Source organism: Candidatus Arsenophonus nilaparvatae, assembly GCF_045346035.1.
In the GTDB taxonomy this organism is placed as follows: domain Bacteria; phylum Pseudomonadota; class Gammaproteobacteria; order Enterobacterales; family Enterobacteriaceae; genus Arsenophonus; species Arsenophonus nilaparvatae.
Genome location: NZ_CP158507.1, coordinates 2,677,737 through 2,702,296, shown reverse-complemented (window position 1 = coordinate 2,702,296; position 24,560 = coordinate 2,677,737). Strand labels below are relative to the sequence as shown.

The following is a 24,560-nucleotide window of genomic DNA, read 5'->3' as shown; positions in this document are numbered from 1 at the left end:
AAAATTAAGTTATAAATTGAACATATTTACCATAATGGAGGTTGCAATGTTATTTTTCAATCTTTAGCCAAACCAGCGCTGAAAAAACAATTTAATATAATCTAATATTTTACTAAAAAATCCACCTTCATCGACCTCTTTCAAGACAACAAGCGGCCGTTGTTCAATGATCTTATTATCTAATTGTAAGTTAATGGTGCCAACAACTTGGTTTTTCGCTAATGGTGCCTGTAGTTCAGTATTGTTTAATGTATAGCTAGCTTTTAAATCTTTCATACGACCACGGGGAATGGTCAGATAGAGATCGTTTTCAATACCTAATTTTACCTGATCAGTATTAGCAAACCAAACCGGTTGAGAGGCAAACTCCACCCCGCCTTCTAATGGTTTGACGGTTTCAAAAAAGCGAAAGCCCCAAGTGAGTAATTTTTTGCTTTCGGTGTCCCGACCTTTACTGCTATGGCCACCTAATACAACAGATATGAGTCGCATATTCCCTTCGGTAGCGGAGGCAACCAGGTTGTAACCTGCCGCGGCAGTGTGTCCTGTCTTAATGCCATCTACATTCAGGCTTTTATCCCATAACAAACCATTTCTATTTAATTGGCGGATCTTATTAAAAGTGAACTCTTTTTCTTTGTAAATGGCATATTCTTCCGGAACATCTCGGATCAGCGCTTGGCCGATTAGTGCCATATCATGTGCGGAACTATATTGTCCATCAGCATCTAAGCCATGGACAGTAAGAAAGTGGGTGTTTTTTAAACCAAGGCGTTGAACATTGTTGTTCATTAATTTGACAAAACTCGCTTCGTCACCCGCCACATACTCAGCCATTGCCACACAAGCATCATTACCAGATTGTAAATTAATACCACGTATCAATTGAGATACAGAGACACGATCACCGGGTTTTAAGAACATCAGCGAGGAGCCTTTAAACACGGGGTTACCTGTGGCCCAGGCATTCTCGTCGATAGTGACGATATCGTTCATGCTAATTTTACCTGCTTTAATTGTTTGACCAATGATATAACTCGTCATCATTTTAGTCAGACTGGCAGGGTCACGACGTTGATCGGCATTTTTTTCCGCTAACACTTTGCCTGAATAATAATCAATAAGAATATATGCTTCAGCGTCAATATTTGGTGCAGAAGGGATCACGTTGATTTGCATAGCATTATTGCTATTAGCAAATAGAGTGCTGGAAAATATAAGACTAATATTAAGTATTAGGCTACCGATAGAACGGGAGAAAATTGCATATTTCATAATAATATACGGGATCCGCTGGCAATATGTTAATAGAGTGGGCATCGTAATATCAGCTTAAAAAGTCATATACTATTTCTGAAACAGAGATGCCTGGTTAGTTGCTTTTTATTTTACTCTAATGAGATTTTATTGATTAATCAATAGATTATTCGGTATTTATGATAATGCTCGATTGATTTAATTCTATTAATATTTTGTTTTGTATTTGTTCCGCTATTTTAGCATTTTGAAAAGGGCCAAGTTGCACACGGTAGATATTATTAAATGGTTGAATACGCCCAGGTGTATTTAGCTTTTTTGAAACAGACTGCTGCCATGCTGCTGCTTTAGCCTGATCACTTAACGCACCTATTTGTACGAAATAACGTTCAGTAGCCACGCTTGCTAATTTCATTGACGACGGATTAGCAGGATTATTTTGACTCACCATATTGGTTGATACCGTACTAGGAATTTTTGTTGATTGTATTGATTGAGATAAAGCGGGTTGGTGAGTGTGATTTTCTGCTGTTGATTGATTGCTGCTTGAGGAGTGAGTCTCTAATTTTGGTGGTTTAGGCAAGGCATAACTCTGCTTGGTAATATTAACACCAATCGTGCCAGGTCCAGTTAAGGTGCCGGTAGGGGAAACTAAAATCGGATCAATTTTAATACGCGTTGTTAGCATTAAATTTAACCGATCGGCAGCTGCCTGTGATAGCGCTATATTTTTACCGGCTATATAGGGGCCTCGATCATTAATGCGGACTATCATCATTCTGCCATTGATTAAATTAGTAATACGGGCATAACTTGGAATAGGTAAAGTAGGGTGTGAAGCTGTGAACTCATAAGGGCTGGCTTTTTCACCCGTCGTAGTTGTTTTACCGATAACTTCAGAGCCAAAAATGCTAGCAAAGCCTGTTTCACTGAAATAGGCAGGATCTTTTATTATTTGATAAGTTTGGCCATTAAGTTGATAGTCATTATTAGCGCCAGAGTGATAAGGTTCGTAACGTGGCTCTGCTCCTGATATATCTTGTACCGGCGCCATAGGCATATTGGTATTTTGTTTAGTTTGAGAAACACAGCCTGCTAAAAGTGCTATAGTAATGCTAAATATAAGCCAGTGATAGTGCATTACAGACCTCGTGATTATAAGCTTTTTGACAGAAATTTTCGATGGGTATGGATTGACATAATAATTCCAAATCCAGCCATTAAAACGATTAATGCCGAGCCGCCATAACTTACCAAAGGTAAAGGAACACCCACTACAGGTAAGATACCGCTAACCATGCCAATGTTGACAAATATGTAGACAAACAGAATTAACATTAAGCCACCAACCATAACTCTACCAAAGGTATTTTGTGCATTAGCTGCAATTATTAACCCTCGCATGATTAGTAGTAGATATAATACCAGTAAAATAACTACGCCAATTAACCCGAGTTCTTCAGCTAATACGGCAAAAATAAAATCAGTATGACGTTCTGGTAGAAATTCTAATTGCGATTGCGTGCCATGTAACCAGCCTTTGCCAAATAATCCTCCTGAGCCAATAGCAATTTTAGATTGGATAATATGATAACCAGCACCGAGTGGATCTGTTTCTGGATCGAGTAACATCATAACACGATCTCGTTGATAGTCGTGCATCAGAAAGAACCATAGAATGGGAATAAAGCAAGCGATGCCCGTGGCTGCAATGGCAATCAATTTCCAATTCATACCCGCTAAGAACAGGATAAACAAACCGGAGGCAGCAACTAAAATAGATGTGCCTAGATCAGGTTGAGCGGCAACCAGTAGTGTGGGGAGAAATATAAGTATCAATGCCAGCAGGGTATTTTTTAAGGTGGGAGGGCAGAGATCGCGATTGACAAAACGTGCAACCATCAATGGAACCGCAATTTTAGCAATTTCAGACGGTTGAAAACGAACGAAGCCAAGATCTAACCATCGTTGTGCACCTTTACTGATTTGCCCAAATGCATCGACAAAAATTAACAGCATTAAGCAAAAAATATACAGGTAGGGCGCCCAATTTTCATAGATACGCGGTGAAATCTGCGCCATAACAATCATGATAACAAATCCAATCGCGATTTGTATCAGCTTACGCTGCATCATATCAATATCTTGCCCACTAGCACTCCACATGATCATGACACTGTATATCGTTAAGGCGAGAATAATCAGCAACATTGGAATATCAATATGTAAACGCGTCCAAATAGGTAATTTATGTGATTTATCGGTCATATATTACTGATCTTCTTCTGGAGATACACTGGTATCTGGTGTTTGTGATATCGTTTTTTTACCAAGCAAAACATAATCAAGAATATTGCGGACAAGATCGCCAACGGCCGGTCCAGCCCCACCATTTTCTAGAATAATAGCAACGGAAACGGTCGGCTTTTGATAAGGGGCAAATCCTATCATTAATTTATGATCACGCAAGTGCTCAGCTAATTTACTTGCATTATAGGTTTCATAACTGAATACCTGCGCCGTACCTGATTTGACGGCAGCCTTGTAGGGAGTGTTGGCAAAACTTCTACGTGCTGTACCATTTGGTGCATTAGCAACGCCATACATACCTTCTTTAGCTAACTCCCAAAAGCCTGAATGAATATCACCAATTTGGATATGCTCTTTCTGCTCATAAGGCAGCATAGCATTACCTAATTTAGTGCCATAAAGTAGATGGGGAATTTTAACCGTGCCGTCATTAATTAACGTCACTAATGCTTTTGCCATTTGGATCGGTGTTGTGGTCCAATAACCTTGGCCGATGCCGACTGGAATAGTGTCTCCTTGATACCAAGGTTTTTTGTAGCGTTTTAGTTTCCATTCCCGGGTTGGCATAATGCCAGAGCGTTCTTCGGCAAGATCAATACCAGTATAATGCCCATAGCCAAATTTCTGCATCCAATCGGAGATACGATCGATACCCATATCATAAGCAACCTGGTAGAAAAAGGTGTCGGCTGATTCGATAATGGCTCTAACGACATTTAATCTACCGTGTCCCCATTTTTTCCAGTCTCGGTAACGTTTTTCGGAATTTGGTAATTGCCACCAACCAGGATCAAATATGGTGGAGTTGGCGGTGACAATGTTTTCACTTAACGCTGCGACCGCCATGAATGGTTTAACGGTTGAGGCGGGCGGATATAATCCCTGGGTAGTTCTATTAATTAGCGGACGATTAGGATTATTTAATAAAGCTTGGTAATCTTTATTAGAGATACCATTAACAAATAGATTAGGGTCATAGCTTGGAGTAGATACCAGCGCCAGTACTTCTCCGTTGCGAGGATCGGTTACAACAACGGCAGCTCGGCTGGTGGTGAGCAACTTTTCGACCTCAATTTGTAAATTGAGATCAATAGTGAGATAAATATCTTTGCCTGCCTGAGGTGCTTGTTCATGAAGTTGGCGTATGACTTTTCCCCGACTATTAACTTCGACCTCTTCATAGCCTGTTTTGCCATGTAAAATATTTTCGTAATACCGTTCTATACCTAATTTACCAATATCATGGGTGGCAGTGTAATTTTTTAGTAGACCATCATTTTCTAGACGTTCGATATCCTTATCATTAATTTTGGCTACATAACCAATAACATGCGTTAGCGCAGAGCCATAAGGATAATAGCGGCGTTGGTAACCTTTGACTTCTATCCCGGGAAACCGGTATTGATTAACGGCAAAACGTGCAACTTGTACTTCATCTAGTGAGGTTTTTAACGCTATAGAGGTAAAGCGGCGTGAACGTTTACGCTCTTTTTTGAAGTTTGTAATGTCGTCGTCAGTGAGATCAACTACATCACGCAATTGTGCCAATAGCTCTGTTAAATTAGGGACTTTTTCAGGAATGACTTCTAACTGATAAAATGTTCGGTTTAACGCGAGAGGAATCCCATTTCTGTCATAAATAATACCTCTACTAGGTGGAACAGGAACCAATTTTATCCGATTATCATTGGAGCGAGTTTGGTAGTCTTCATGGCGAACCACTTGTAGATGATAAAGATTAGCAATTAAAATACTTACTAATATCACAATGATAATAAAAGCTATCAACGCTCGACGAATGAATAGAGTAGATTCAGCGGTGTAATCGCGAAAAGGGGTGCGTTTCTTTTTTTTTGTTTCTTTCTTCGCATTCACACTAATAACCTACACAAATATGTTATTCCCGATGGTAAGGATGATTTGTTGTAATGCTCCATGCCCGGTAAAGACTCTCTACAACAAATATTCGAACTAAAGGATGAGGCATTGTTAAGGATGACAGTGACCAACTTTGTTCTGCTGCTGCTTTACAGGCAGGGGCAAGACCTTCTGGGCCACCAATTAGAAAGCTAATATTACGTCCATCTTGTTTCCATTGATCTAATTGTTCAGCAAGTTGTCGAGTTGTCCAGCTTGTACCTGGTATATCAAGGGTAATTATACGGTTACCTTTGCCAACTGCAGCTAGCATCTGTTCTCCTTCTTTCTCGATGATACGTTTGAGATCAGCATTTTTCCCACGTTTTCCCGCAGGGATCTCAATGAGTTCAAAAGCCATATCTTTTGGAAAACGATGAAGATAATCTTGAAAACCGGTCTGGATCCAATCAACCATTTTGCTACCAACGGCAATCAGTTGTAATTTCAAATTCAACTCCAGAGTTTTTCAAGTTCATACATACGGCGACTATCTTCTTGCATGATATGAACAATTGCATCGCCTAAATCGACAACGATCCAGTCAGAAACACCTTGTCCTTCAACACCCAGAGGAATTATTCCTGTCTTACGGAATGCTTCAATTAATTTGTCCGAAACTGATGTTAAGTGGCGATTAGATGTTCCGGTACAGATTATCATGCAATCGGTAATGCTAGATTTTCCACGTACATCAATAGTGACAATATCTTGCGCTTTTGTATCGACAAGCTTGTCGATAATAAATTGTTGGAGTTCAGTTCCTTGCAAAGGTTCACCTTTAATTTCAAGTTAAATAAAAAATATTAATGTTATATTTTATTCAGTTATAAAATTCTGTTGAAAGAAATAAGCATAAGATAATCTATATTTTAATCTAATTTTTAGTAAAACCAGTTGAATATTTATAATTAGTTTTAAGATAAATTATCGGAAATTATGCCTTATTTTCATCAGCAATATAAAAAGCGCCAAGATATTACCAATCACCTTATATACTCACAATAGTTTAAGGGAGTTTTTGTCAATTTTTTATATTTATTGGTTAATTATGAGCAATTTTGATAAAGATGATGTTTATCAATATAGCGCAAAACTGCAGGTGGCAATATATCTTTGCAACTTTTTCTATCACGTTTTCGTTCACGAATTTCAGTTGCAGAAATATTTAACAAGGGGGTATCAGCCAGATATATGGCACCACAAGGTTTATGGCTGAGTATTTCCGGCTCATGCACTTGATGATTTTTTAGCCATTGTTGCATTGATGGAGTTGAAAAATAAGTGCTATAGCCTGGGCGAGCGCAGACTAATAAATGACAAAGATCCAAAATTTTTTGCCAATCAAACCAGGTATTGATTGATAGTAGTGAATCTTGTCCGATAATAAAGGCTAGTGGTTTTTGCCTACCGATTTGTTGCCGAAAAGAGAGTAGTGTTTCAACGGTATAAGAGGGAGTTTTACGTTTAAGTTCACGGGTATCAATACTAAATAGCGGATTATTTTTGATAGCTAATTTTATCATTGCCAATCTTTGTTGAACGGTTGCTTCAGGTTGTGGGCGATGGGGTGGCACATGATTGGGAAGTAAAACAACCTGTTGTAAACCGACTTGCTTAGCTAGCGCTTCAACGGGAAGTAAGTGACCATAGTGAATAGGATCAAAGGTACCACCAAATAGTGCTTGAATAGATTTAGAATTAGCTGTTTGCTTAGTTTGTTGAGTCATTAATAAAACTCTCGGGCAGTGATTTACCGCACAATAGCATAGATAAAGTTTCTAATTTTGGCCAAATTGACTGGCCATAATCTTGTTTTAAATGTAATTCAGCATGGGTAATTAACTGTATTGCAAGCTGTAGTTCGCGAATGGATAAACGTTGTAGCGCAGCGCTAATAAGAGGGCGGCGGGCTTGCCAAATTTTATGCTGATCAAATAATTTTTTTAAATTTTCATCGCTATTTTGTTGTGTTAATGTCAAAAGCAATATCAGTTCACGTTGAATTATACGTAATAGAATCACTGCTTCATAATCTTCGCGTTGTAATTGTTGTAGGATATGCCAAACGCGTTTAATTTTACCTGCAAGTAGCGCATCAACCCAATGATAAGGTGTAAAATTAACGGCATTATTTACAGCCTCTTTGACACGAGGTAGGGTGAGGTTACCATCGGGATATAAGAGTGATAAACGTTCAAGAGCTTGGTTAAGAGCTAGTAAGTTGCCTTCATAACAGTAACAAAGAAGCTCATTAGCTTGTTTATCTAAGGTAACAGATATGGCTTTTGCTCGTTGGTTTATCCATTGAGGTAGTCTGGACTGTTCTGGTGTCAGACAATTAATATAAACTGCATCTTGGCCTATTTTTTTGCACCAGGCACTATTTTCTTGTGCTTTTGTTAATTTGCCGCCGCATAATATGAGTAATAAATCAGGATGTAATAATTCAGCCAACTTAAGTAGCTTTTCCGCTATGACGGTTGTGGGGCCACTTTCAGGTAATATTAAGATTAGGATTTGTCGGCTAGCAAATAGGCTAAGCGATTGACTAAGATGATAAATAGTGTCCCAGTCGGTGCTTGTATCTAGCGAATAGGTATAACGTTCAGAAAAACCCTGCTGTTGAGCAACTTGACAAATTTTATCCATGCTTTCTTGTGATAAAAGCGGATCATTGCCAAAAATCAGATAACAGGTTCGCAGCTTATCAGTAAGCTGCGAAGTTAGCTGCTCCGGGTAAATACGGATCATTCTGAGTCTACCGATAGCGCTTTCTCGACAACCACAGATCCTTCTGGCTCATTCTGAATAGTGCTATGAACGATCAGTAATTTACGAATTAACTGGCGAGCCGCTTGTTCACGCATTTCTTGTTTAACAAGTTCGCTTTCGGCGTCTTTAGCTAGTGTTTCTAACGGATTGTCGAAGAAAGCGCGCTCGACGCGTGTTTTTATCGGATAAACAGTGCCGTTAGGGAGGATAATTTGTGCGCTGACCCAGAAATTTAATTGTTTTTCTGCACTTTTACCGTCTTGATAGATGGAAACGGTTTTGGTGTTTTCTGATGAACCCACTATTTTTAAAATTGGCACATTCTGAAGATTTTCATCGATTAAGTTGACATTATTTAGGCGTAATTGCTGCCTAATTGCACGTGCTAGCGGGCCGTAGGGATCACCACTACTTAATCTTAATGTTTTTAGTTCTTCAGGTATTTGCGTCGTACCTTGTAGGCGAAATCCGCAGCCAGCCGTGATCAACACTGCTAAGCTTAGAAATAAGGTAATTAAATAACGCACATGGTCTCCTTATTAAGTTAGCCGACAACAAGGTTTAACAGCTTGCCTGGCACATAAATTACCTTACGGATGTTCATACCTTCAAGGTATTTTGCCACACCATACTCTTGCGTTGCCATAGCTAACACAGAATCTTGTGATGCATTGATATCGACAGTAATACGCCCACGAACTTTACCATTAACTTGAATAATGACTAATTTAGTATCGTCTATTTTTGCTTGTTCGTCAGCAACTGGCCAAGGCGCATTATCGATATCTCCCAGCTGACCAAGTGCTTTCCACAGGATAAAGCAAGCATGGGGGATAATGGGCGATAGCATCCGTACAATAGCTTCTAGAGATTCTTGTATTAATGCTCGATCCTGTTCACTATCATGGGAGGCTCGCGTCAGTTTATTCATGAACTCCATAATAGCAGCAATCGCAGTATTAAATGCATAACGGCGGCCGATATCATCAGTCACTTTGGCGATGGTTTTATGTAGGTCACGCCGCAGGTTTTTCTGCTCTGGAGTAAGGTTGGTGCTATTTAATGGCGCTGTTTTACCTTTTTGCGTATGTTCAAAAACGGTACGCCAAAGACGACGAACAAAACGATTTGCACCTTCTACACTTGATTCTTGCCATTCTAAAGTAAGTTCCGGCGGAGCGGCAAACATCATAAATAAGCGAACCGTATCCGCCCCATATTTTTCTACCATTAATTGTGGATCAATACCGTTATTTTTCGATTTAGACATTTTACTCATCCCGGTATAGGAGAGTTGATGCCCATGCTTATCAGTTGCTTTGACAATCTTACCTTTTTCATCCCGTTCAACAGTCACATCAACGGGTGACACCCAAACTCGTTGTCCATTTTCACCTAAGTAATAAAAAGAATCGGCTAATACCATTCCTTGACATAACAGACGTTTAGCTGGTTCATCAGAATTTACTAAGCCTGCATCACGCATTAGTTTGTGGAAAAAACGGAAATATAATAGATGCATAATGGCATGTTCAATACCACCGATATATTGATCAACAGGCAACCAGTAATTGGCCGCGGCTGGATCTAGCATCCCTTGGTCATAATTAGGACAGGTATAACGGGCATAATACCAGGAAGACTCCATAAAGGTATCAAAGGTATCCGTTTCACGTAATGCTGCATGACCATTGATGTTAGTCTTGGCCCATTGTGGGTCGGCTTTGATAGGACTTGTGATGCCATTCATCACCACATCTTCAGGTAAAATGACAGGTAGTTGTTGTTCGGGTACTGGCATGACAGAACCATCTTCCATGGTTACCATAGGAATTGGTGCTCCCCAATAACGTTGGCGAGAAACTCCCCAATCGCGTAGACGATAATTGACTTTACGTTGCGCCGAAGCTTGTGAAACCAGTTTATCGGCAATCGCATTGGCGCCTGTTTTATTGTCCATGCCACTAAATTCGCCTGAATTAATCAGTGCATTTTTGTCAGTCAACGGACCTGCTTTTAGATCGGGCATCTGGCCTTCATTATCAGCAATAACCGCTTTGATCGGTAAATGATATTTGGTTGCGAATTCCCAGTCACGTTGGTCATGCCCTGGAACTGCCATTACTGCCCCTGTACCATATTCCATTAACACAAAATTGGCTATCCAGATCGGAATTTTTTCATTAGTTAGCGGGTGAATTGCGAACAGATTGGTGGCAATACCTTTTTTCTCCATGGTTGCCATTTCTGCTTCAGCAACCTTGGTATTACGACATTCATCAATAAAAGCGTTAAGTTTAGCATTTTTTTCTGCCGCGCTTTTTGCTAACGGATGAGTTGCTGCAATAGCGAGATAAGTCACCCCCATAAAAGTATCTGGCCGAGTAGTATAGACAGTTAGCTTTTCATCCATGTCTGCCAGCTCAAAGGTAATTTCAACCCCTTCTGAGCGGCCGATCCAATTACGCTGCATGGTTTTAACTTGCTCTGGCCAGCCATCGAGTTTATCTAAATCATTGAGTAGCTCTTCTGCATAAGCGGTAATTTTTATGAACCATTGGGGAATTTCTTTGCGTTCGACCGGGGTATCGCAACGCCAGCAGCAGCCATCAATGACTTGCTCGTTTGCTAACACCGTTAAATCATTTGGACACCAGTTAACGGCAGCGGTTTTTTTATAAACCAAACCTTTTTCATAAAGCTTAGTAAAAAACCATTGCTCCCAACGATAATACTCCGGTGTACAAGTTGTGACTTCTCGACTCCAGTCATAACCAAATCCGAGCATTTTTAATTGATTTTTCATGTAATCAATATTGGTATAAGTCCAAGGCGCTGGAGCAGTATTATTTTTTACTGCGGCACCTTCTGCCGGTAAACCAAAAGCATCCCAGCCGATAGGTTGCAGTACATTTTTGCCTAGCATGCGTTGATAACGTGAGATAACATCACCAATGGTATAGTTGCGTACATGCCCCATATGTAGCTGACCAGATGGGTAAGGTAACATTGACAGGCAATAGTATTTTTCTTTGTTATTATCTTCTATTACTTTAAATGTTTGTTTTTCTTCCCAATGACGTTGTACGTATTGCTCTATCTCTTCTGGTCGATATTGTTCTTGCATGACACCGATGTTCCTATGGCGATAATGCGGCATTGGCCGCGAATGATATAGTTTATTTTAGATCTGCATAGAATAGCGGATAAATGCCTCTAACAACAACTATTGATAAATATTTAACGAGCAAGTTAAATTAATTTTATTAATGCAAATAGTGGGTTGTTTCAGAGGGTAGTATGTTAGATGGTAAGTCTAGCCCGCTTTAGGCGCTATTTTAATATTATTATTTAGCCGATTGGGCGACGATTTTTGTCACCCAACAAGGATAGAGGGATTAATGTATGATCTTAGCAAGAAATTCTTTAGCACGCTTTGATTTCGGCGCAGCAAAGAAATCATCTTTATTGCTATCCTCAATAATTTTTCCTTCGTCCATAAAAATCATTCGATGAGCAACTTTTTTAGCAAATCCCATTTCGTGAGTGACTACTATCATGGTCATTCCTTCATTAGCAAGCTTTATCATTACATCAAGTACTTCGTTGATCATTTCTGGATCTAATGCGGAGGTCGGTTCGTCAAAAAGCATCGCAATCGGATCCATACAGAGTGCTCTGGTAATGGCAACGCGTTGTTGTTGCCCACCAGATAACTGAGCTGGAAATTTATTGGTATGGTTAGCTAATCCAACTCGCTCTAATAATTTTAAGGCAGTACTTTCAGCGGTTTTTTTATCTCTGTTTAAGACTTTTATCTGTGCTAGTGTTAAGTTTTCAATAATTGATAGATGAGGGAATAATTCAAAATGTTGAAATACCATACCGACTTTTGAGCGCAATTTAGCCAAATCTGTCTTTTTGTCATTAACATGAATATTATCAATATATATTTCACCATGTTGAATTGGTTCTAAGCCATTAATGGTTTTTATTAATGTTGATTTACCTGAACCGGAAGGGCCACAAATAACGACAACTTCCCCTCTTTTGACATTCATCGAACAATCAGTAAGCACCTGAAACTGTCCATACCATTTAGAAACATTTTTTAAAGAAATCATTAATAGTCCTTTTTCAGATAGCTAACTAGCATAAATCTATATAAATTAATGAAATATTATTTTTTTTAACAAATTATTATAATAAAAAAGCTCATTAACTAAATTTAATGATAAATATCAATAACAAGATAAAACCGTATCATCGGTTGTTAAGACATGATGATAATTAATATATGCTAAATTGATTAGTCTTCTTTTTGCTTAATAAAACATGCCAATATGATAAATAGGGCAACCAATGCCCACATAGGCCAGTTACTCCAACGTGCATAAGGTGTAAGACCAGATGTTGGTGTTACCTCAGTATTTAATACTGAGCGAGTGAATTGAGGAAGTTCTGCCTGAATATCACCATTAGGTTTGATTACTGCTGTAACACCATTATTAGTGGCACGTAATAGTGGTCGACCAAGCTCGAGTGCCCGCATGCGCGCCATTTGAAAGTGCTGCCATGGGCCAATAGAATGTCCAAACCATGCATCATTTGAAAGCGTTAATAGAAAATCGGTATCTGATTTAAAGTTGTCTCTAACTTGGGAGCCTAAAATAATTTCATAGCAGATAGCAGCAGTTAGATGAATATTACCAGCAATTAACTGCTGCTGCTCATAATCACCACGACTAAAACCTGACATTGGTAAATTAAATAAAGGGGCAATTGGTCGAAGAATAGTTTCTAATGGTACAAATTCACCAAAAGGCACCAGGTGGTGTTTCTGATAACGATTACTGGTTGGATATTGGTAAGGTTTATTTTCTCCCAACACAATAATACTATTAAAAAAATTACTCACACCCTGTGTGCTTGGTTTAGCATCAACTATACCAGTAATTAGGCGAGTATTTTGTAAGCGCAGTAGTTTATCTAATGAGGTTAGCCAAACGTTATTATCCAATTCGATAGATGGAATAGCGGATTCTGGCCAGATAACGATATTGGCATTGCCAAAATAAGGTTTAGAGAGATCGAGATAAGTACTAATGGTTTGTTCAAGAAATCCTGGTTGCCATTTTAAGCTTTGCGGGATGTTACCTTGAACTAAAACAATTTGTGATTTTTTTTCTGCGACCGGCGTGAACCACTGATAATTTTTAAATATTAGGGGTAACAATAATAAGATAATTGCTGTAATTAGCGGAATAATTCTGCGTTTTAGGCAAGTAAACACTAAGCAGCTGCTAATGATCAGCAGTAGTAATGTTATCATCTCAACGCCAAATATCGGCGCGATGCCTTTAAGCGGCCCGTCGATTTGACTATAACCAAATTGTAGCCAAGGGAAACCAGTTAGTATCCAGCCACGTAAATATTCAGTTATTTGCCATATTGCTGGTGCGGCAAAAATAAAGCGAGCAATATTAAGGTGCGGAAAGAATCGATTGAGCAGATAAGCAAATAGCACGGGATAAAGTGATAAATAAGCTGCCAGTAAGATGACTAAAAAGACATTAACCACTAATGGCATACCACCAAAATCGGCAATACTGACATAAACCCAGTTAATACCACTGCCAAAAAGACCAATTCCCCAACAAAATGCTATTAAACTTGCTTGTTTGCTTGAGCAATTAACAATTAGCAGCTGTAAGCCAAAAAGAGAAAAAAGCGCGGCTAACCAAATATCAAAAGGTGAAAAAGCCAGTGTTCCGCAGAGCCCGAAAATTAACGCGATCAAAGCTCGTAACCACTGACGTTGATAGAGTGGCATTTTTTTCATTAATGCTATTCTTCTATAAGATTTGGGATTGGTGCTTCATCAGGAATTTTCACCTGAACTTGAATGATTTTGCGGCTATCGGCCATGGTAATTTTAAACATATAACCATCAATTGTGATAACTTCCCCTCGGGCAGGCAAATGTCCAAAGGCTTGCATCACCAAGCCACCAATGGTATCAACTTCTTCATCATTAAAGCGCGTGCTAAATGCTTTATTGAAATCATCAATTTGGGTTAGCGCACGAACAGAATAAGCATGTTTGCTTAACTGGCGAATATCAATGTCTTCTTCATCATCATATTCGTCTTCAATCTCACCAACAATTAATTCGAGAATATCTTCGATTGTTACCAAACCAGAAACGCCACCAAATTCATCGATGACTATTGCCATATGATAACGTTGTGAGCGGAACTCTTTTAATAACAGATCAACACGTTTACTTTCAGGCACAACAACGGCGGGACGTAATACTTTATCGATTGTGAAAGGTTCAGCATCAGTACGCATAAATGGCAGTAAATCTTTAGCCATTAATAGACCTTCAATATGGTCTTTATCTTCACTAATTACTGGAAAACGAGAATGTGCTGAGTCGATAATCACATCAAGGCATTCATCTAACGATTGATTTCGTTTTAAGGTTACTATCTGAGAGCGTGGGATCATGATATCCCGAACACGCTCGTCGGAAATATTCATTACCCCTTCAAGCATTTCTCTGGTATCAGGATCAATAACATCTTTTTGCTCTGAATCACGAATGAGTTCAACTAAGTCATCACGATTTTTGGGTTCACCGTGAAATAGTTGATTTAGGCGCCCGAAAAAACTCTTTTTCGAGTGATGATTATCATTGTTTGTAGGATGGTCGTCGCTCATGGCGTTTTATTAAAGTTTCTCTAAGTAGTTTATCGTATCATAATTATTTAGCACAAAAGTAGCATTATAGTTATGCTTTTTCATGCTGATAAGGATCAGGATAACCCAATTTTTGCATAATTTCAGTTTCTATTGTCTCCATTTCTTCTGCTTCAAAGTCAGTTAGATGATCATAACCTAATAGATGAAGACAACCGTGTATTACCATATGCGCCCAGTGAGCATCCTGGTTTTTTTGTTGTTCAATCGCTTCTTTTTCAACAATTTGACGACAAATAATCAGATCGCCAAGTAAGGGTAATGTAATGTTTTCTGGCGCTTCAAAAGGGAAGGATAGCACATTTGTTGGTTTATCTTTTCCTCGATATGTCAGATTTAAATTTTGGCTTTCTGCTATATCGACAATACGAATTGTGATTTCACTTTCAGATTGAAATTGTGGCAGGAAAGCTTCAAGCCAGTTTTGGAATGTCGTTTCACTGGGTAATCCATTATGATCTCTACAGGCCAGCTGGAGATCAAGAATAACTGATTGCAAGCAAATGTCTCCTTTTCTATAGGGCGCTTGATGGTTCTTTTTGTTGACGAAGTAACTGTTTTCGTTCTTGTTCTTTTGTTTCCCAGTTTTCGTAGGCAATAACCACTTTTGCTACTACAGGATGGCGTACTACATCATCACTATGAAAAAAATTAAAGCTCAGTTCTTTAACTTCAGAAAGTACTTCAATTGCATGGCGTAAACCTGATTTGTGGTCACGAGGCAGATCAATTTGAGTTACATCGCCGGTGATCACGGTTTTAGAGTTAAAGCCGATGCGGGTCAGAAACATTTTCATCTGTTCAATGGTGGTATTCTGGCTTTCATCAAGAATGATAAAAGCGTCATTGAGTGTGCGACCTCGCATATAGGCTAATGGCGCCACTTCAATCACATTGCGCTCAATCAATTTTTCTACTTTTTCAAAACCCAGCATTTCAAATAGGGCATCATAAAGCGGCCGTAAATAAGGATCAACTTTTTGACTAAGATCACCTGGCAGAAAGCCGAGTTTTTCGCCGGCCTCAACAGCGGGGCGAGTGAGTAGAATACGACGTATTTCTTGACGTTCTAAAGCATCAACCGCAGCAGCAACGGCGAGATAGGTTTTACCTGTTCCGGCAGGGCCAATGCCGAAAGTAATATCATGGCTATGTATATTAGCAATATATTGAGCCTGATTCGCTGTTCGTGGTTTGACAACGCCTCGTTTGATTTTAATGTTTACAAATTTGTCGTAACTGCCAACATTTTCAACGGATTGCTCAAGAAATTGATTTTCCATAATAGATAAGTGGATTTGTTCAGGGACAATGTCAGGGATAATGCCACGTATAGGGGCTGTATCAACATATAGGCGGCGTAAAATGTTGCTAGCTGCGTTGATATTAAGTGGTTTGCCAATCAATTTGAAACGGTTATTTCGACGATTAATTTCGATAGCGAGTCTACGTTCCAATTGCTTTATATTATCATCGAACGGGCCACAAAGGCTGATTAACCGTTGGTTATCGGCTGGCTCTAAAAATATTTCGCTAGTGGCAATTTGTGGATTATCTTTTGCGATCACTGAGTCTCTCTACTTAATATTAAGGTTGGTAATTTGCTACACCGAGCTCGTCTTCTTTGCGTGTCCGTGCAATAACCGATTCGGGTGATTCTTGGCTCCTTAATGCCATACTATCTTCTGTTTTAACTACTTTACCGCGTAAAGAATTGGCATAGACATCGACAATTTCGACATCAACAAACTTTCCGATCATATTTTGGCTACCTTCGAAGTTTACCACCCGATTATTTTCGGCGCGGCCGGAAAGTTCCATAATATTTTTACGTGAAGGCCCTTCAACCAGAATACGTTGAATGCTACCCAACATTGTTCGGCTATAATTCATTGCTTGCTGATTAATACGTTGCTGAAGTAGATAGAGGCGTTGTTTTTTTTCATCTTCGCAGACATCGTCAGGTAAATCAGCAGCTGGAGTACCAGGGCGTGGTGAGTAGATAAAACTAAAACTCATATCAAAATTAACATCGGCAATAAGCTGCATGGTTTTTTGAAAATCATCTTCTGTTTCACCCGGAAAACCAATAATGAAATCTGAGCTAATAAGAATATCGGGTCGTGCTTTACGTAATTTTCGGATAATGCTTTTATACTCAAGGGCTGTATGAGACCGTTTCATCATCGTCAAAATACGATCTGACCCACTTTGAACGGGAAGATGCAAGAAGCTAACAAGTTCAGGGGTATCTTCATAGACAGCAATAATATCGTCGGTAAATTCAATTGGATGACTGGTGGTAAAACGGATGCGATCAACGCCGTCAATGGCGGCAACTAGACGTAATAATTCGGCAAATGAACAAATTGCACCGTCAAAAGTTGTTCCACGATAGGCATTGACATTTTGACCCAATAAGTGAATTTCACGCACACCTTGCGCAGCTAATTGTGCGATTTCAAATAAAACGTCATCACATGGTCGGCTGACTTCCTCACCACGCGTGTAAGGAACGACACAAAATGAGCAGTATTTATTACAGCCTTCCATAATGGAAACATAAGCTGAAGGGCCTTCTGCTCGAGGTTCCGGTAATCGATCAAATTTTTCAATTTCTGGAAAACTGATGTCGACGATTGGACTACGTGTACCTTTGACTTGATTGATCATCTCTGGTAGACGGTGTAAAGTCTGTGGGCCAAAAATAATATCAACACTGGGAGCCCGTTGACGAATGAAATCCCCCTCCTGTGAAGCGACACAACCACCAACACCAATAATAATATCGGGATTAACATCTTTTAGATTTTTCCAACGCCCTAATTGATGAAATACTTTTTCTTGCGCTTTTTCGCGAATTGAGCAGGTATTTAGCAGTAGAATATCGGCTTCTTCGGCTATTTCTGTTAATTGATATCCATGGGTGCTGTTGAGCAGGTCAGCCATTTTTGATGAATCGTATTCATTCATCTGGCAGCCCCAGGTTTTAATGTATAGTTTTTTATTCGTCAACATTTTGTATATCCGAAGTTTTCAGTAGCAAAATCTGTCATACTGGGAACATTATGTATTAAATTAGAAAATTTTGATATGTATTGTATTCGTTTGGGGCATCGGTGACCAGTATGTTGGATAGATTATTAGTAAATGACTTAAGAAAAACTAGGCCTACTATTAGATTGATGACTATTGATAGCTAAGTTGATATGAATAGAATAGATGAAAATTATGACATTGTAGTGGTTGGTGCCGGTATGATAGGTGCAGCCATGGCAATTGGATTAGCCAAAGAAGGTTGGCAGATCCTGTTACTTGAACACACTAAACCTGCATCTTTCGATCCGTTAGAGCAGCCTGATTTACGCGTTTCAGCGCTAAGTTATACTTCGGTGGATCTACTTAAGCAACTTGGTGTGTGGGATAATGTTTTAAATATGCGTGCCGCCCCTTATCGAAGGTTAGAAACGTGGGAAGGGGAAAACTCACATGTGATGTTTGAAGCAGACAGCCTTGGTTTACCTGAACTGGGTTATATGGTTGAAAACCGTATTTTGCAATTGGCATTATGGCAGCAATTTTCTCAATATCCCAATCTTAGCTTGTTATGTCCCGCCAAATTGGTAGCAATGCAGCGTCAGAATCAACAGTGGGAAATAACTTTAAATAATAATCAGCAACTATCGGCAAAGTTAATTATTGCGGCTGATGGTGCATGTTCTCAGGTGCGATCTTTAGCTGGCATTGGCAGTAGCGGTTGGCAATATAATCAATCATGTCTGCTTATTACAGTTAAGATGGAGCAACCGCAACAGGATATTACTTGGCAGCAATTTTTTCCTTCTGGTCCGCGAGCATTTTTGCCGTTATTTGATCATTGGGCCTGTTTGGTTTGGTATGATAAACCTGCTCGAATTAGACAACTGCAAGCTATGTCCCTAGAGCAGCTTAAGCAAGAAATTATGGCAACTTTCCCAGCTCGCTTTGGCTCACTGCAAGTTGTTGCTAAAGGGAGTTTTCCACTGACCCGCCATCATGCTAATCGTTATGTTGAAGAAGGGCTAGCTTTGATTGGCGATGCGGCTCATACTATTAATCCACTTGCTGGTCAGGGCGTTAATCTTGGTTACCGTGATGTTGATAGTTTGTTGAAAGTATTGATTAATGCTAAAACCTATTTATTACCTTTTTATACTCGAAAAACTTTACTGACTTATCAACAGGATAGGATGCCAGATAACAAATTGATGCAGGCAGGTATGGATGCTATTTATACACTGTTTAGTTCTCAGCTAGCGGGTGTGAAATCGGGCCGAAATTTAGCATTAATGTTAGTACAACGACTAAATACAGTTAAGAAAAAGCTACTTAAATATGCTTTAGGTTTATAATATAAAGTCGATTATGATATTTTTTGACTGTTATGTTGTAAAACGTTGTTTTTCAGGTTGAGAGAATGTCAAGATTAATTAAATTGTGAGATGGATCAAAAAAACATTATTTTTGTTATTTTTTTATGATTCACGTGTTATACTGTATCTAGATGTTTGTTTTTATTCATAAAGTTTATCGTTTTTACTGGTGTTGGTAGTCCAACTTGGCATATGTTTTTGACTATTTCTGTCATGTTACTGTGATATTAATAGCTATGTTTTGATGCTTTTTATTTTACGCGTTTGAAGTAGATCGCCGCTGTTTTTCAGCGGCGCTATTAATTCTTATAAACCATCAACCATCAACTTCCTTTTCTTTAACTGGTTATAGAGCTAAGCTTTTGGCAAAACAAAGCGTATTACAATAATTAATAAAAAGTAATTAATGGCTATTTTATGATGGTTTGTAATTGTTTGAATAAATTATCAAACAATTCTTAATTAGATTTTTAGGTTATCTCACTTTGGGGATTTTTTACCCTTAGCCATGTTTAACTAAAATACTAGAGATATGCCGGTAAATCATTATTAACAAAAAATAATTTTTTATATGTAACTTATTCTTATTCAATGCCGCTCGGGATTTTTGATTTGCCTAATTAACTAAGTTAGCTGGCTGTTTGTGGTACACCTTCAGTCAGCGACATTTTTAAATCATATTTAAATTAGATAAAAATCACTCCATTAAGTATGTCGTATCGTTGCTTTTAAATTTAATTTATGGAAAGTAAAATATTCTTACTGGATATTCTTTTTGAATTCTTTGCAAAATTATTTAATTTTGTAGCTAATTGAAAGCTGATGGCTGGGGTACCAGGATTCGAACCTGGGAATGCCGGAATCAGAATCCGGTGCCTTACCGCTTGGCGATACCCCAATCGGGGATAATTGATATAATAATTAAAATCTATAATATGGCTGGGGTACCAGGATTCGAACCTGGGAATGCCAGGATCAAAACCTGGTGCCTTACCGCTTGGCGATACCCCAACTGGATAAACTAATATCTATAATATGGCTGGGGTACCAGGATTCGAACCTGGGAATGCCAGGATCAAAACCTGGTGCCTTACCGCTTGGCTATACCCCAACGAGAATATAAATAATTTTTATAAAGAATGGTGCGGGAGGCGAGACTTGAACTCGCACACCTTGCGGCGCCAGAACCTAAATCTGGTGCGTCTACCAATTTCGCCACTCCCGCAAATATGGTGGCTACGACGGGAATCGAACCTGTGACCCCAGCATTATGAGTGCTGTGCTCTAACCAGCTGAGCTACGTAGCCATCTTTTTGCATAACCTTTATCGGCGTTGCGGGGCGAATTATGCGTATATCGACCCGAGTCGTCAACTGATTTTTTTACGATTTCTACAGAAAAGTATCTGTTTGTTTGGGTTGTAATCATTTTGTCGATAAAATCGACAAAAAATAACGACGTGGTTGCCAAATAATAATAGCTTGATATGTTAAATATAAAAACTAATTAAGTTAAGATATTTTTGCTCATGAAGTGAAGCGATGCCTTTTATTTCAATGGTAGTGATAATTTCCATTAACAACCAAAAGCATCTTATTGGTATCTTGCGATAAAATGTTGATGGCCATTGAGCAACTTGTCAGTGGGCAAAAGTAAACAAATTAGCGCGTAATATTGTATATCTATGCAGCTAGTTTGCAGCGATTAATAATTGCTGTTGTCTATTAAAATAAAAGATAAATGTGAGTGGCACCATAAATTCTTTATATTCGAGCTAGTAAAAGCATAGATAAATGTATTACAACGCTATTGCTATTCAAGCAAATGTTGTAAAAGTTCGCCATTTAACATAGCACGTTTAGTTAAGGCGAAAGCGCCAATAGCTGAATTATGTACCAGTTGTGAAGTAACAATCGGTAAATCATTGCGGAAATCTTTTAGCGCTTGGGTTTTGATACAGTTTTGCACGGCGGGTAGGAGAACTTTTTCAGCTGCTGTAATTTCTCCTGCAATGACCACTTTTTGCGGATTAAATAGGTTAATAATAATGGCAATTGCTTTACCAAGATGATGGCCTACGTGTTTAATTACTTCAATTGCTAACGGATCGTTTTTATTTGCCGCCTGGCAAATTACTTTAATAGAACAGTTATTTGCTTTTAATTGGCTCGGATAATTTTGGTCAAGTTGTTGCCTAATTCTATTTTCAATAGCGCTATTAGCTGCAACGGTTTCCAGACAACCAAAGTTACCACAATGGCAACGTTCTCCTAATGGATCTATTTGTATATGGCCGATTTCACCCAGATTGTAACGGTTGTTCAATAAAATTTCACCCCCCATAACCACACCTGCACCAGCGCCATGATGAATGCGTACAAAAATGGAATCGGCGCAATTTTGTGTAGCGCCGAAATAATGTTCTGCCAGTGCAAAACTACGAATGTCGTGACCGATAAAACAGGTTATTTTGAAATGCTCTTTCAGATTACGCAGTAATTGCCAGTTATGTACTTTTATATGGGGCATATAATGGACAATTCCTGCTTGTGGATTGACTAAGCCAGGTAAAATAACTGAAATAGCAATCAACTCGCGATTAGGGCGTTGATGTTGTTGAATGAAATTTTCAATGGCGGCAATTAAATGATTTTCTGTTTCTTGTTGACCGGTTTCTGGCAAGGGTGAATGCGCTTCGGCGAGCATTTTGCCGTTTAAGGTGTAAAGTGCTAATGTACAGTCACGACGGCCTAATCTGACACCGATGCTATGAAAAATATGATGTTCAGAAATAATTGAAATTGGTCGGCGACCACCGGTAGAGGCTTGTTGAGCGACTTCTTTAATTAAACCACGCTCCAGTAGTTGGCGGGTTATTTTGGTTACACTAGCAGGCGCCAACTGGCTTTGTTCTGAGATCTGAATTCGAGAAATAGGGCCATTTTGATCAATAATTCGATATACAACAGCACTATTTAATTGTTTAACTAAATCAATATTACCAATTTGCTTCAAGATGTAATTGTTACTCATCAGTATATATGCTCGTTACAGTTCTATTTCACGGCCATTAACAATGGTTTTGCGGATGATGAAGTCGTGATCAAATACGATAAGGTTTGCAACTTTATCTTTTTCTATGCTCCCAAGTTTTTTGTCGACACCAATAGCACGAGCTGGATAAAGTGTGGCCATTCGTAATGCTTCATCTAATGCAATACCTACATGTTCAACGATATTTTTGACAGCATCTATCATCGTTAAGGATGAACCACTTAATGTACCATTTTTATCAACACATAATCCATCGCGATAATATATGGTTTTACCAGCAAAGGTAAAATAATCCATTTCACTGCCATTAGAATCCAGGCCAGCAGGTGCGGTGGCATCTGTTACTAGAACTAATTTATCGCCTTTTAATTGTTTACTGTCACGAATATTAGCCCAGTGAACATGTAATCCATCGGCAATAATTCCTGCATATACATTAGGAGTGTTGTAAATAGCACCCACTAATCCCGGGGCTCGACCTGAAATAGCAGGCATGGCATTGAAAAGATGGGTTGAGAATTGAATACCTGCCTTGAAGCCATTTTGTGCTTCTTCATAAGTGGCATTGGAATGGCCTGCTGAAACAACAATACCGGCTTCAACTAATTGGTGAATATATTTTTCTGCAACTATTTCTGGTGCTAAGGTAATTTTAGTGATCACATCGGCATTTTGACATAGATAGTTGATCATTTCGGCAGAAGGCTGACGAATATATTCAACATTGTGGGTACCTTTTTTGACTGGGTTAATGTAAGGCCCTTCAATATGTAGCCCTAATGCTTGGTTTTTATATTTGGCCAGGTAGTCACGCATCGTCTCTATTGCTGTTTTAATCAGCGGATCAGGGCTGGTGATCAATGTAGGCAGGAAGCTGGTACAGCCATTTCGTTCATTTGCTTTTTGCATAATTTCCAGCGTCTGAATAGAGATATTTGCTGGATTATCATTGAACTGTACACCACCGCAGCCATTAACTTGTAAATCAATAAATCCCGGCGCTAGGATCGCATTTTGTAAATCATGAATTTCAATATCCTGAGGTAATTCTGCAATTGGACAAACTTGTTTTATCTGTTCTTTTTCAATAATAACTGCATGATTGTCCAGTCGTTCATAACCTGTGTAAATAATGCAGTTGATTAATGCATACATGATATTTTACTCTTCTATAATGGCTAAAAAATAGTATAATTTATCGAATTTTTTGTATTTTTTGGTTTATTATATTGAATTTTGCTATTTTAATTTAACTAGCAAATTGATTAATGATGTCAGATTCTAATTGACAAAAATATTTTAAAGTTTTTACTTTTAGCTCAAGGGTTGCTGGTTCATCACAAACTAAAGCCGATTTTGCATGCATTTGTAGGCAGCTAATCGTCCACATATGGTTAATCGAACCTTCGACCGCAGCCTCAACGGCTAATGCTTTATTTGCACCGGTTGCTAAGATTAAAATTTCTTCCGCATCAAGTAGGGTTCCTACCCCAACAGTGACAGCATATTTAGGCACCCTATCAATATTGTTATCAAAAAAACGAGAATTTGCCTGTCGGGTTTCTGGTGTTAGCGTTTTGATCCGGGTGCGAGAAGAAAGAGATGAAGCAGGTTCGTTGAAGGCAATATGGCCATCACTACCAACGCCTCCCATAAATAGATGTATTTTACCATAAGACTTAATTTTATCTTCGTAACGTTTGCATTCAGCGTCGATATCTTTTGCATTACCGTCGAGTAAATTAATATTATTTTCTGTAATATCAATATGGTTAAACAGATTTTCATACATGAAAGTGTGATAGCTTTGTGGATGATTTTTTGGGATGCCGACATACTCATCCATATTAAAAGTAACTACATGTTTAAAACTAATTTTACCTGCTTTATAGAGATTAATTAGCTCATGGTAGGTAGCTAGTGGTGTTCCGCCTGTGGGCAGCCCTAATACAAATGGATTTGTAGCCGTTGGATTAAATTGATTAATTTTGTTTGCAATGTAATTGGCGGAAAAAAGACCAACATCTTTTGCTGTTGTTAGAGGAATAAGCCTCATTATTTTTTTACCTC

20 protein-coding genes and 5 tRNA genes are annotated in these 24,560 nt (G+C 38.7%); 1 reads left to right on the top strand and 24 read right to left on the bottom strand.

Annotated features, from left to right (window positions below; translation table 11 throughout):
* Window positions 1–63: 63 nt before the first annotated feature.
* The 16 genes from dacA to miaB all read right to left on the bottom strand — a co-directional run bounded on the left by dacA (window position 64) and on the right by miaB (window position 18,042).
* Window positions 64–1,275, bottom strand: a complete 1,212-nt coding sequence (dacA, locus tag WH390_RS12565; protein ID WP_032116293.1) for a D-alanyl-D-alanine carboxypeptidase DacA — start codon at window positions 1,273–1,275, stop codon at window positions 64–66.
* Window positions 1,276–1,423: 148 nt separating this feature from the next.
* Entirely contained in the window at window positions 1,424–2,398 is a 975-nt protein-coding gene (gene rlpA / locus WH390_RS12560) for an endolytic peptidoglycan transglycosylase RlpA (protein WP_032116220.1), read from the bottom strand.
* 14 nt (window positions 2,399–2,412) lie between these two features.
* On the bottom strand, window positions 2,413–3,525 hold the full coding sequence (gene mrdB / locus WH390_RS12555) for a peptidoglycan glycosyltransferase MrdB (protein WP_032116221.1): 1,113 nt from the start codon (window positions 3,523–3,525) through the stop codon (window positions 2,413–2,415).
* Between the two features lie 3 nt (window positions 3,526–3,528).
* Window positions 3,529–5,442, bottom strand: a complete 1,914-nt coding sequence (mrdA, locus tag WH390_RS12550; RefSeq protein WP_032116222.1) for a peptidoglycan DD-transpeptidase MrdA — start codon at window positions 5,440–5,442, stop codon at window positions 3,529–3,531.
* 22 nt (window positions 5,443–5,464) lie between these two features.
* Entirely contained in the window at window positions 5,465–5,935 is a 471-nt protein-coding gene (gene rlmH, locus WH390_RS12545) for a 23S rRNA (pseudouridine(1915)-N(3))-methyltransferase RlmH (RefSeq protein WP_032116223.1), read from the bottom strand.
* A 2-nt stretch (window positions 5,936–5,937) separates the two neighbouring features.
* The gene (rsfS, locus tag WH390_RS12540; protein WP_032116224.1) at window positions 5,938–6,255 is read right to left on the bottom strand and encodes a ribosome silencing factor; all 318 of its coding nucleotides are present in this window, start codon (window positions 6,253–6,255) and stop codon (window positions 5,938–5,940) included.
* Window positions 6,256–6,533: 278 nt separating this feature from the next.
* The gene (gene nadD / locus WH390_RS12535; RefSeq protein ID WP_032116225.1) at window positions 6,534–7,214 is read right to left on the bottom strand and encodes a nicotinate-nucleotide adenylyltransferase; all 681 of its coding nucleotides are present in this window, start codon (window positions 7,212–7,214) and stop codon (window positions 6,534–6,536) included.
* Window positions 7,198–8,238: a DNA polymerase III subunit delta gene (holA, locus tag WH390_RS12530; RefSeq protein ID WP_032116226.1), complete on the bottom strand. Its 1,041-nt coding sequence runs from the start codon at window positions 8,236–8,238 to the stop codon at window positions 7,198–7,200. The genes nadD and holA overlap by 17 nt, the downstream gene beginning before the upstream one ends.
* Entirely contained in the window at window positions 8,235–8,786 is a 552-nt protein-coding gene (lptE, locus tag WH390_RS12525) for an LPS assembly lipoprotein LptE (RefSeq protein WP_032116227.1), read from the bottom strand. Before lptE ends, holA begins: the two co-directional genes overlap by 4 nt.
* A 17-nt stretch (window positions 8,787–8,803) precedes the next feature.
* The gene (gene leuS, locus WH390_RS12520) at window positions 8,804–11,386 is read right to left on the bottom strand and encodes a leucine--tRNA ligase (RefSeq protein WP_032116228.1); all 2,583 of its coding nucleotides are present in this window, start codon (window positions 11,384–11,386) and stop codon (window positions 8,804–8,806) included.
* A gap of 271 nt (window positions 11,387–11,657) precedes the next feature.
* Complete coding sequence (locus tag WH390_RS12515; protein WP_032116229.1) at window positions 11,658–12,383, bottom strand: amino acid ABC transporter ATP-binding protein; 726 nt, start codon at window positions 12,381–12,383, stop codon at window positions 11,658–11,660.
* Between the two features lie 185 nt (window positions 12,384–12,568).
* The gene (gene lnt / locus WH390_RS12510) at window positions 12,569–14,101 is read right to left on the bottom strand and encodes an apolipoprotein N-acyltransferase (protein WP_406850593.1); all 1,533 of its coding nucleotides are present in this window, start codon (window positions 14,099–14,101) and stop codon (window positions 12,569–12,571) included.
* Window positions 14,102–14,106: 5 nt separating this feature from the next.
* On the bottom strand, window positions 14,107–14,985 hold the full coding sequence (gene corC / locus WH390_RS12505; RefSeq protein ID WP_032116231.1) for a CNNM family magnesium/cobalt transport protein CorC: 879 nt from the start codon (window positions 14,983–14,985) through the stop codon (window positions 14,107–14,109).
* A 70-nt stretch (window positions 14,986–15,055) separates the two neighbouring features.
* Window positions 15,056–15,523: an rRNA maturation RNase YbeY gene (gene ybeY, locus WH390_RS12500; protein WP_032116232.1), complete on the bottom strand. Its 468-nt coding sequence runs from the start codon at window positions 15,521–15,523 to the stop codon at window positions 15,056–15,058.
* Window positions 15,524–15,539: 16 nt separating this feature from the next.
* Window positions 15,540–16,592, bottom strand: coding sequence for a PhoH family protein (locus tag WH390_RS12495; protein WP_052044940.1), 1,053 nt, complete (start codon window positions 16,590–16,592; stop codon window positions 15,540–15,542).
* A 19-nt stretch (window positions 16,593–16,611) separates the two neighbouring features.
* Window positions 16,612–18,042 carry a tRNA (N6-isopentenyl adenosine(37)-C2)-methylthiotransferase MiaB gene (gene miaB, locus WH390_RS12490; protein WP_032116233.1) on the bottom strand — a complete coding sequence of 477 codons (1,431 nt, stop codon included), beginning with the start codon at window positions 18,040–18,042 and terminating at the stop codon, window positions 16,612–16,614.
* Window positions 18,043–18,233: 191 nt separating this feature from the next.
* Here miaB and ubiF point away from each other — a divergent pair, with 191 nt between their 5' ends.
* A complete protein-coding gene (ubiF, locus tag WH390_RS12485) occupies window positions 18,234–19,415 on the top strand; it encodes a 3-demethoxyubiquinol 3-hydroxylase (RefSeq protein ID WP_032116234.1) in 1,182 nt (393 codons plus the stop codon).
* Between the two features lie 844 nt (window positions 19,416–20,259).
* Here ubiF and WH390_RS12480 read toward each other — a convergent pair.
* The 8 genes from WH390_RS12480 to nagB all read right to left on the bottom strand — a co-directional run bounded on the left by WH390_RS12480 (window position 20,260) and on the right by nagB (window position 24,546).
* A tRNA-Gln gene (locus WH390_RS12480) sits at window positions 20,260–20,334 on the bottom strand.
* A gap of 38 nt (window positions 20,335–20,372) precedes the next feature.
* Window positions 20,373–20,447 (bottom strand) — tRNA-Gln (locus tag WH390_RS12475).
* A 25-nt stretch (window positions 20,448–20,472) separates the two neighbouring features.
* Window positions 20,473–20,547, bottom strand: a tRNA-Gln gene (locus WH390_RS12470).
* Between the two features lie 29 nt (window positions 20,548–20,576).
* Window positions 20,577–20,661 (bottom strand) — tRNA-Leu (locus tag WH390_RS12465).
* A 5-nt stretch (window positions 20,662–20,666) separates the two neighbouring features.
* Window positions 20,667–20,743, bottom strand: a tRNA-Met gene (locus WH390_RS12460).
* Window positions 20,744–21,248: 505 nt separating this feature from the next.
* On the bottom strand, window positions 21,249–22,469 hold the full coding sequence (locus WH390_RS12455; protein ID WP_032116235.1) for an ROK family protein: 1,221 nt from the start codon (window positions 22,467–22,469) through the stop codon (window positions 21,249–21,251).
* Window positions 22,470–22,484: 15 nt separating this feature from the next.
* The gene (nagA, locus tag WH390_RS12450; protein WP_032116236.1) at window positions 22,485–23,645 is read right to left on the bottom strand and encodes an N-acetylglucosamine-6-phosphate deacetylase; all 1,161 of its coding nucleotides are present in this window, start codon (window positions 23,643–23,645) and stop codon (window positions 22,485–22,487) included.
* 94 nt (window positions 23,646–23,739) lie between these two features.
* Entirely contained in the window at window positions 23,740–24,546 is an 807-nt protein-coding gene (gene nagB, locus WH390_RS12445; RefSeq protein ID WP_032116237.1) for a glucosamine-6-phosphate deaminase, read from the bottom strand.
* Between the last annotated feature and the right edge of the window lie 14 nt (window positions 24,547–24,560).

Excerpts from the sequence above, each read along its gene's own strand:
- corC (WP_032116231.1), bottom strand. The coding sequence starts at position 14,985 with ATGAGCGACGACCATCCTACAAACAATGATAATCATCACTCGAAAAAG.
- WH390_RS12515 (WP_032116229.1), bottom strand. The coding sequence starts at position 12,383 with ATGATTTCTTTAAAAAATGTTTCTAAATGGTATGGACAGTTTCAGGTG.
- dacA (WP_032116293.1), bottom strand. The coding sequence starts at position 1,275 with ATGAAATATGCAATTTTCTCCCGTTCTATCGGTAGCCTAATACTTAAT.
- WH390_RS12455 (WP_032116235.1), bottom strand. The coding sequence starts at position 22,469 with ATGAGTAACAATTACATCTTGAAGCAAATTGGTAATATTGATTTAGTT.
- rlpA (WP_032116220.1), bottom strand. The coding sequence starts at position 2,398 with ATGCACTATCACTGGCTTATATTTAGCATTACTATAGCACTTTTAGCA.
- mrdB (WP_032116221.1), bottom strand. The coding sequence starts at position 3,525 with ATGACCGATAAATCACATAAATTACCTATTTGGACGCGTTTACATATT.
- holA (WP_032116226.1), bottom strand. The coding sequence starts at position 8,238 with ATGATCCGTATTTACCCGGAGCAGCTAACTTCGCAGCTTACTGATAAG.
- nagB (WP_032116237.1), bottom strand. The coding sequence starts at position 24,546 with ATGAGGCTTATTCCTCTAACAACAGCAAAAGATGTTGGTCTTTTTTCC.
- nagA (WP_032116236.1), bottom strand. The coding sequence starts at position 23,645 with ATGTATGCATTAATCAACTGCATTATTTACACAGGTTATGAACGACTG.
- lnt (WP_406850593.1), bottom strand. The coding sequence starts at position 14,101 with ATGAAAAAAATGCCACTCTATCAACGTCAGTGGTTACGAGCTTTGATC.
- nadD (WP_032116225.1), bottom strand. The coding sequence starts at position 7,214 with ATGACTCAACAAACTAAGCAAACAGCTAATTCTAAATCTATTCAAGCA.
- ubiF (WP_032116234.1), top strand. The coding sequence starts at position 18,234 with ATGAATAGAATAGATGAAAATTATGACATTGTAGTGGTTGGTGCCGGT.
- miaB (WP_032116233.1), bottom strand. The coding sequence starts at position 18,042 with ATGTTGACGAATAAAAAACTATACATTAAAACCTGGGGCTGCCAGATG.
- leuS (WP_032116228.1), bottom strand. The coding sequence starts at position 11,386 with ATGCAAGAACAATATCGACCAGAAGAGATAGAGCAATACGTACAACGT.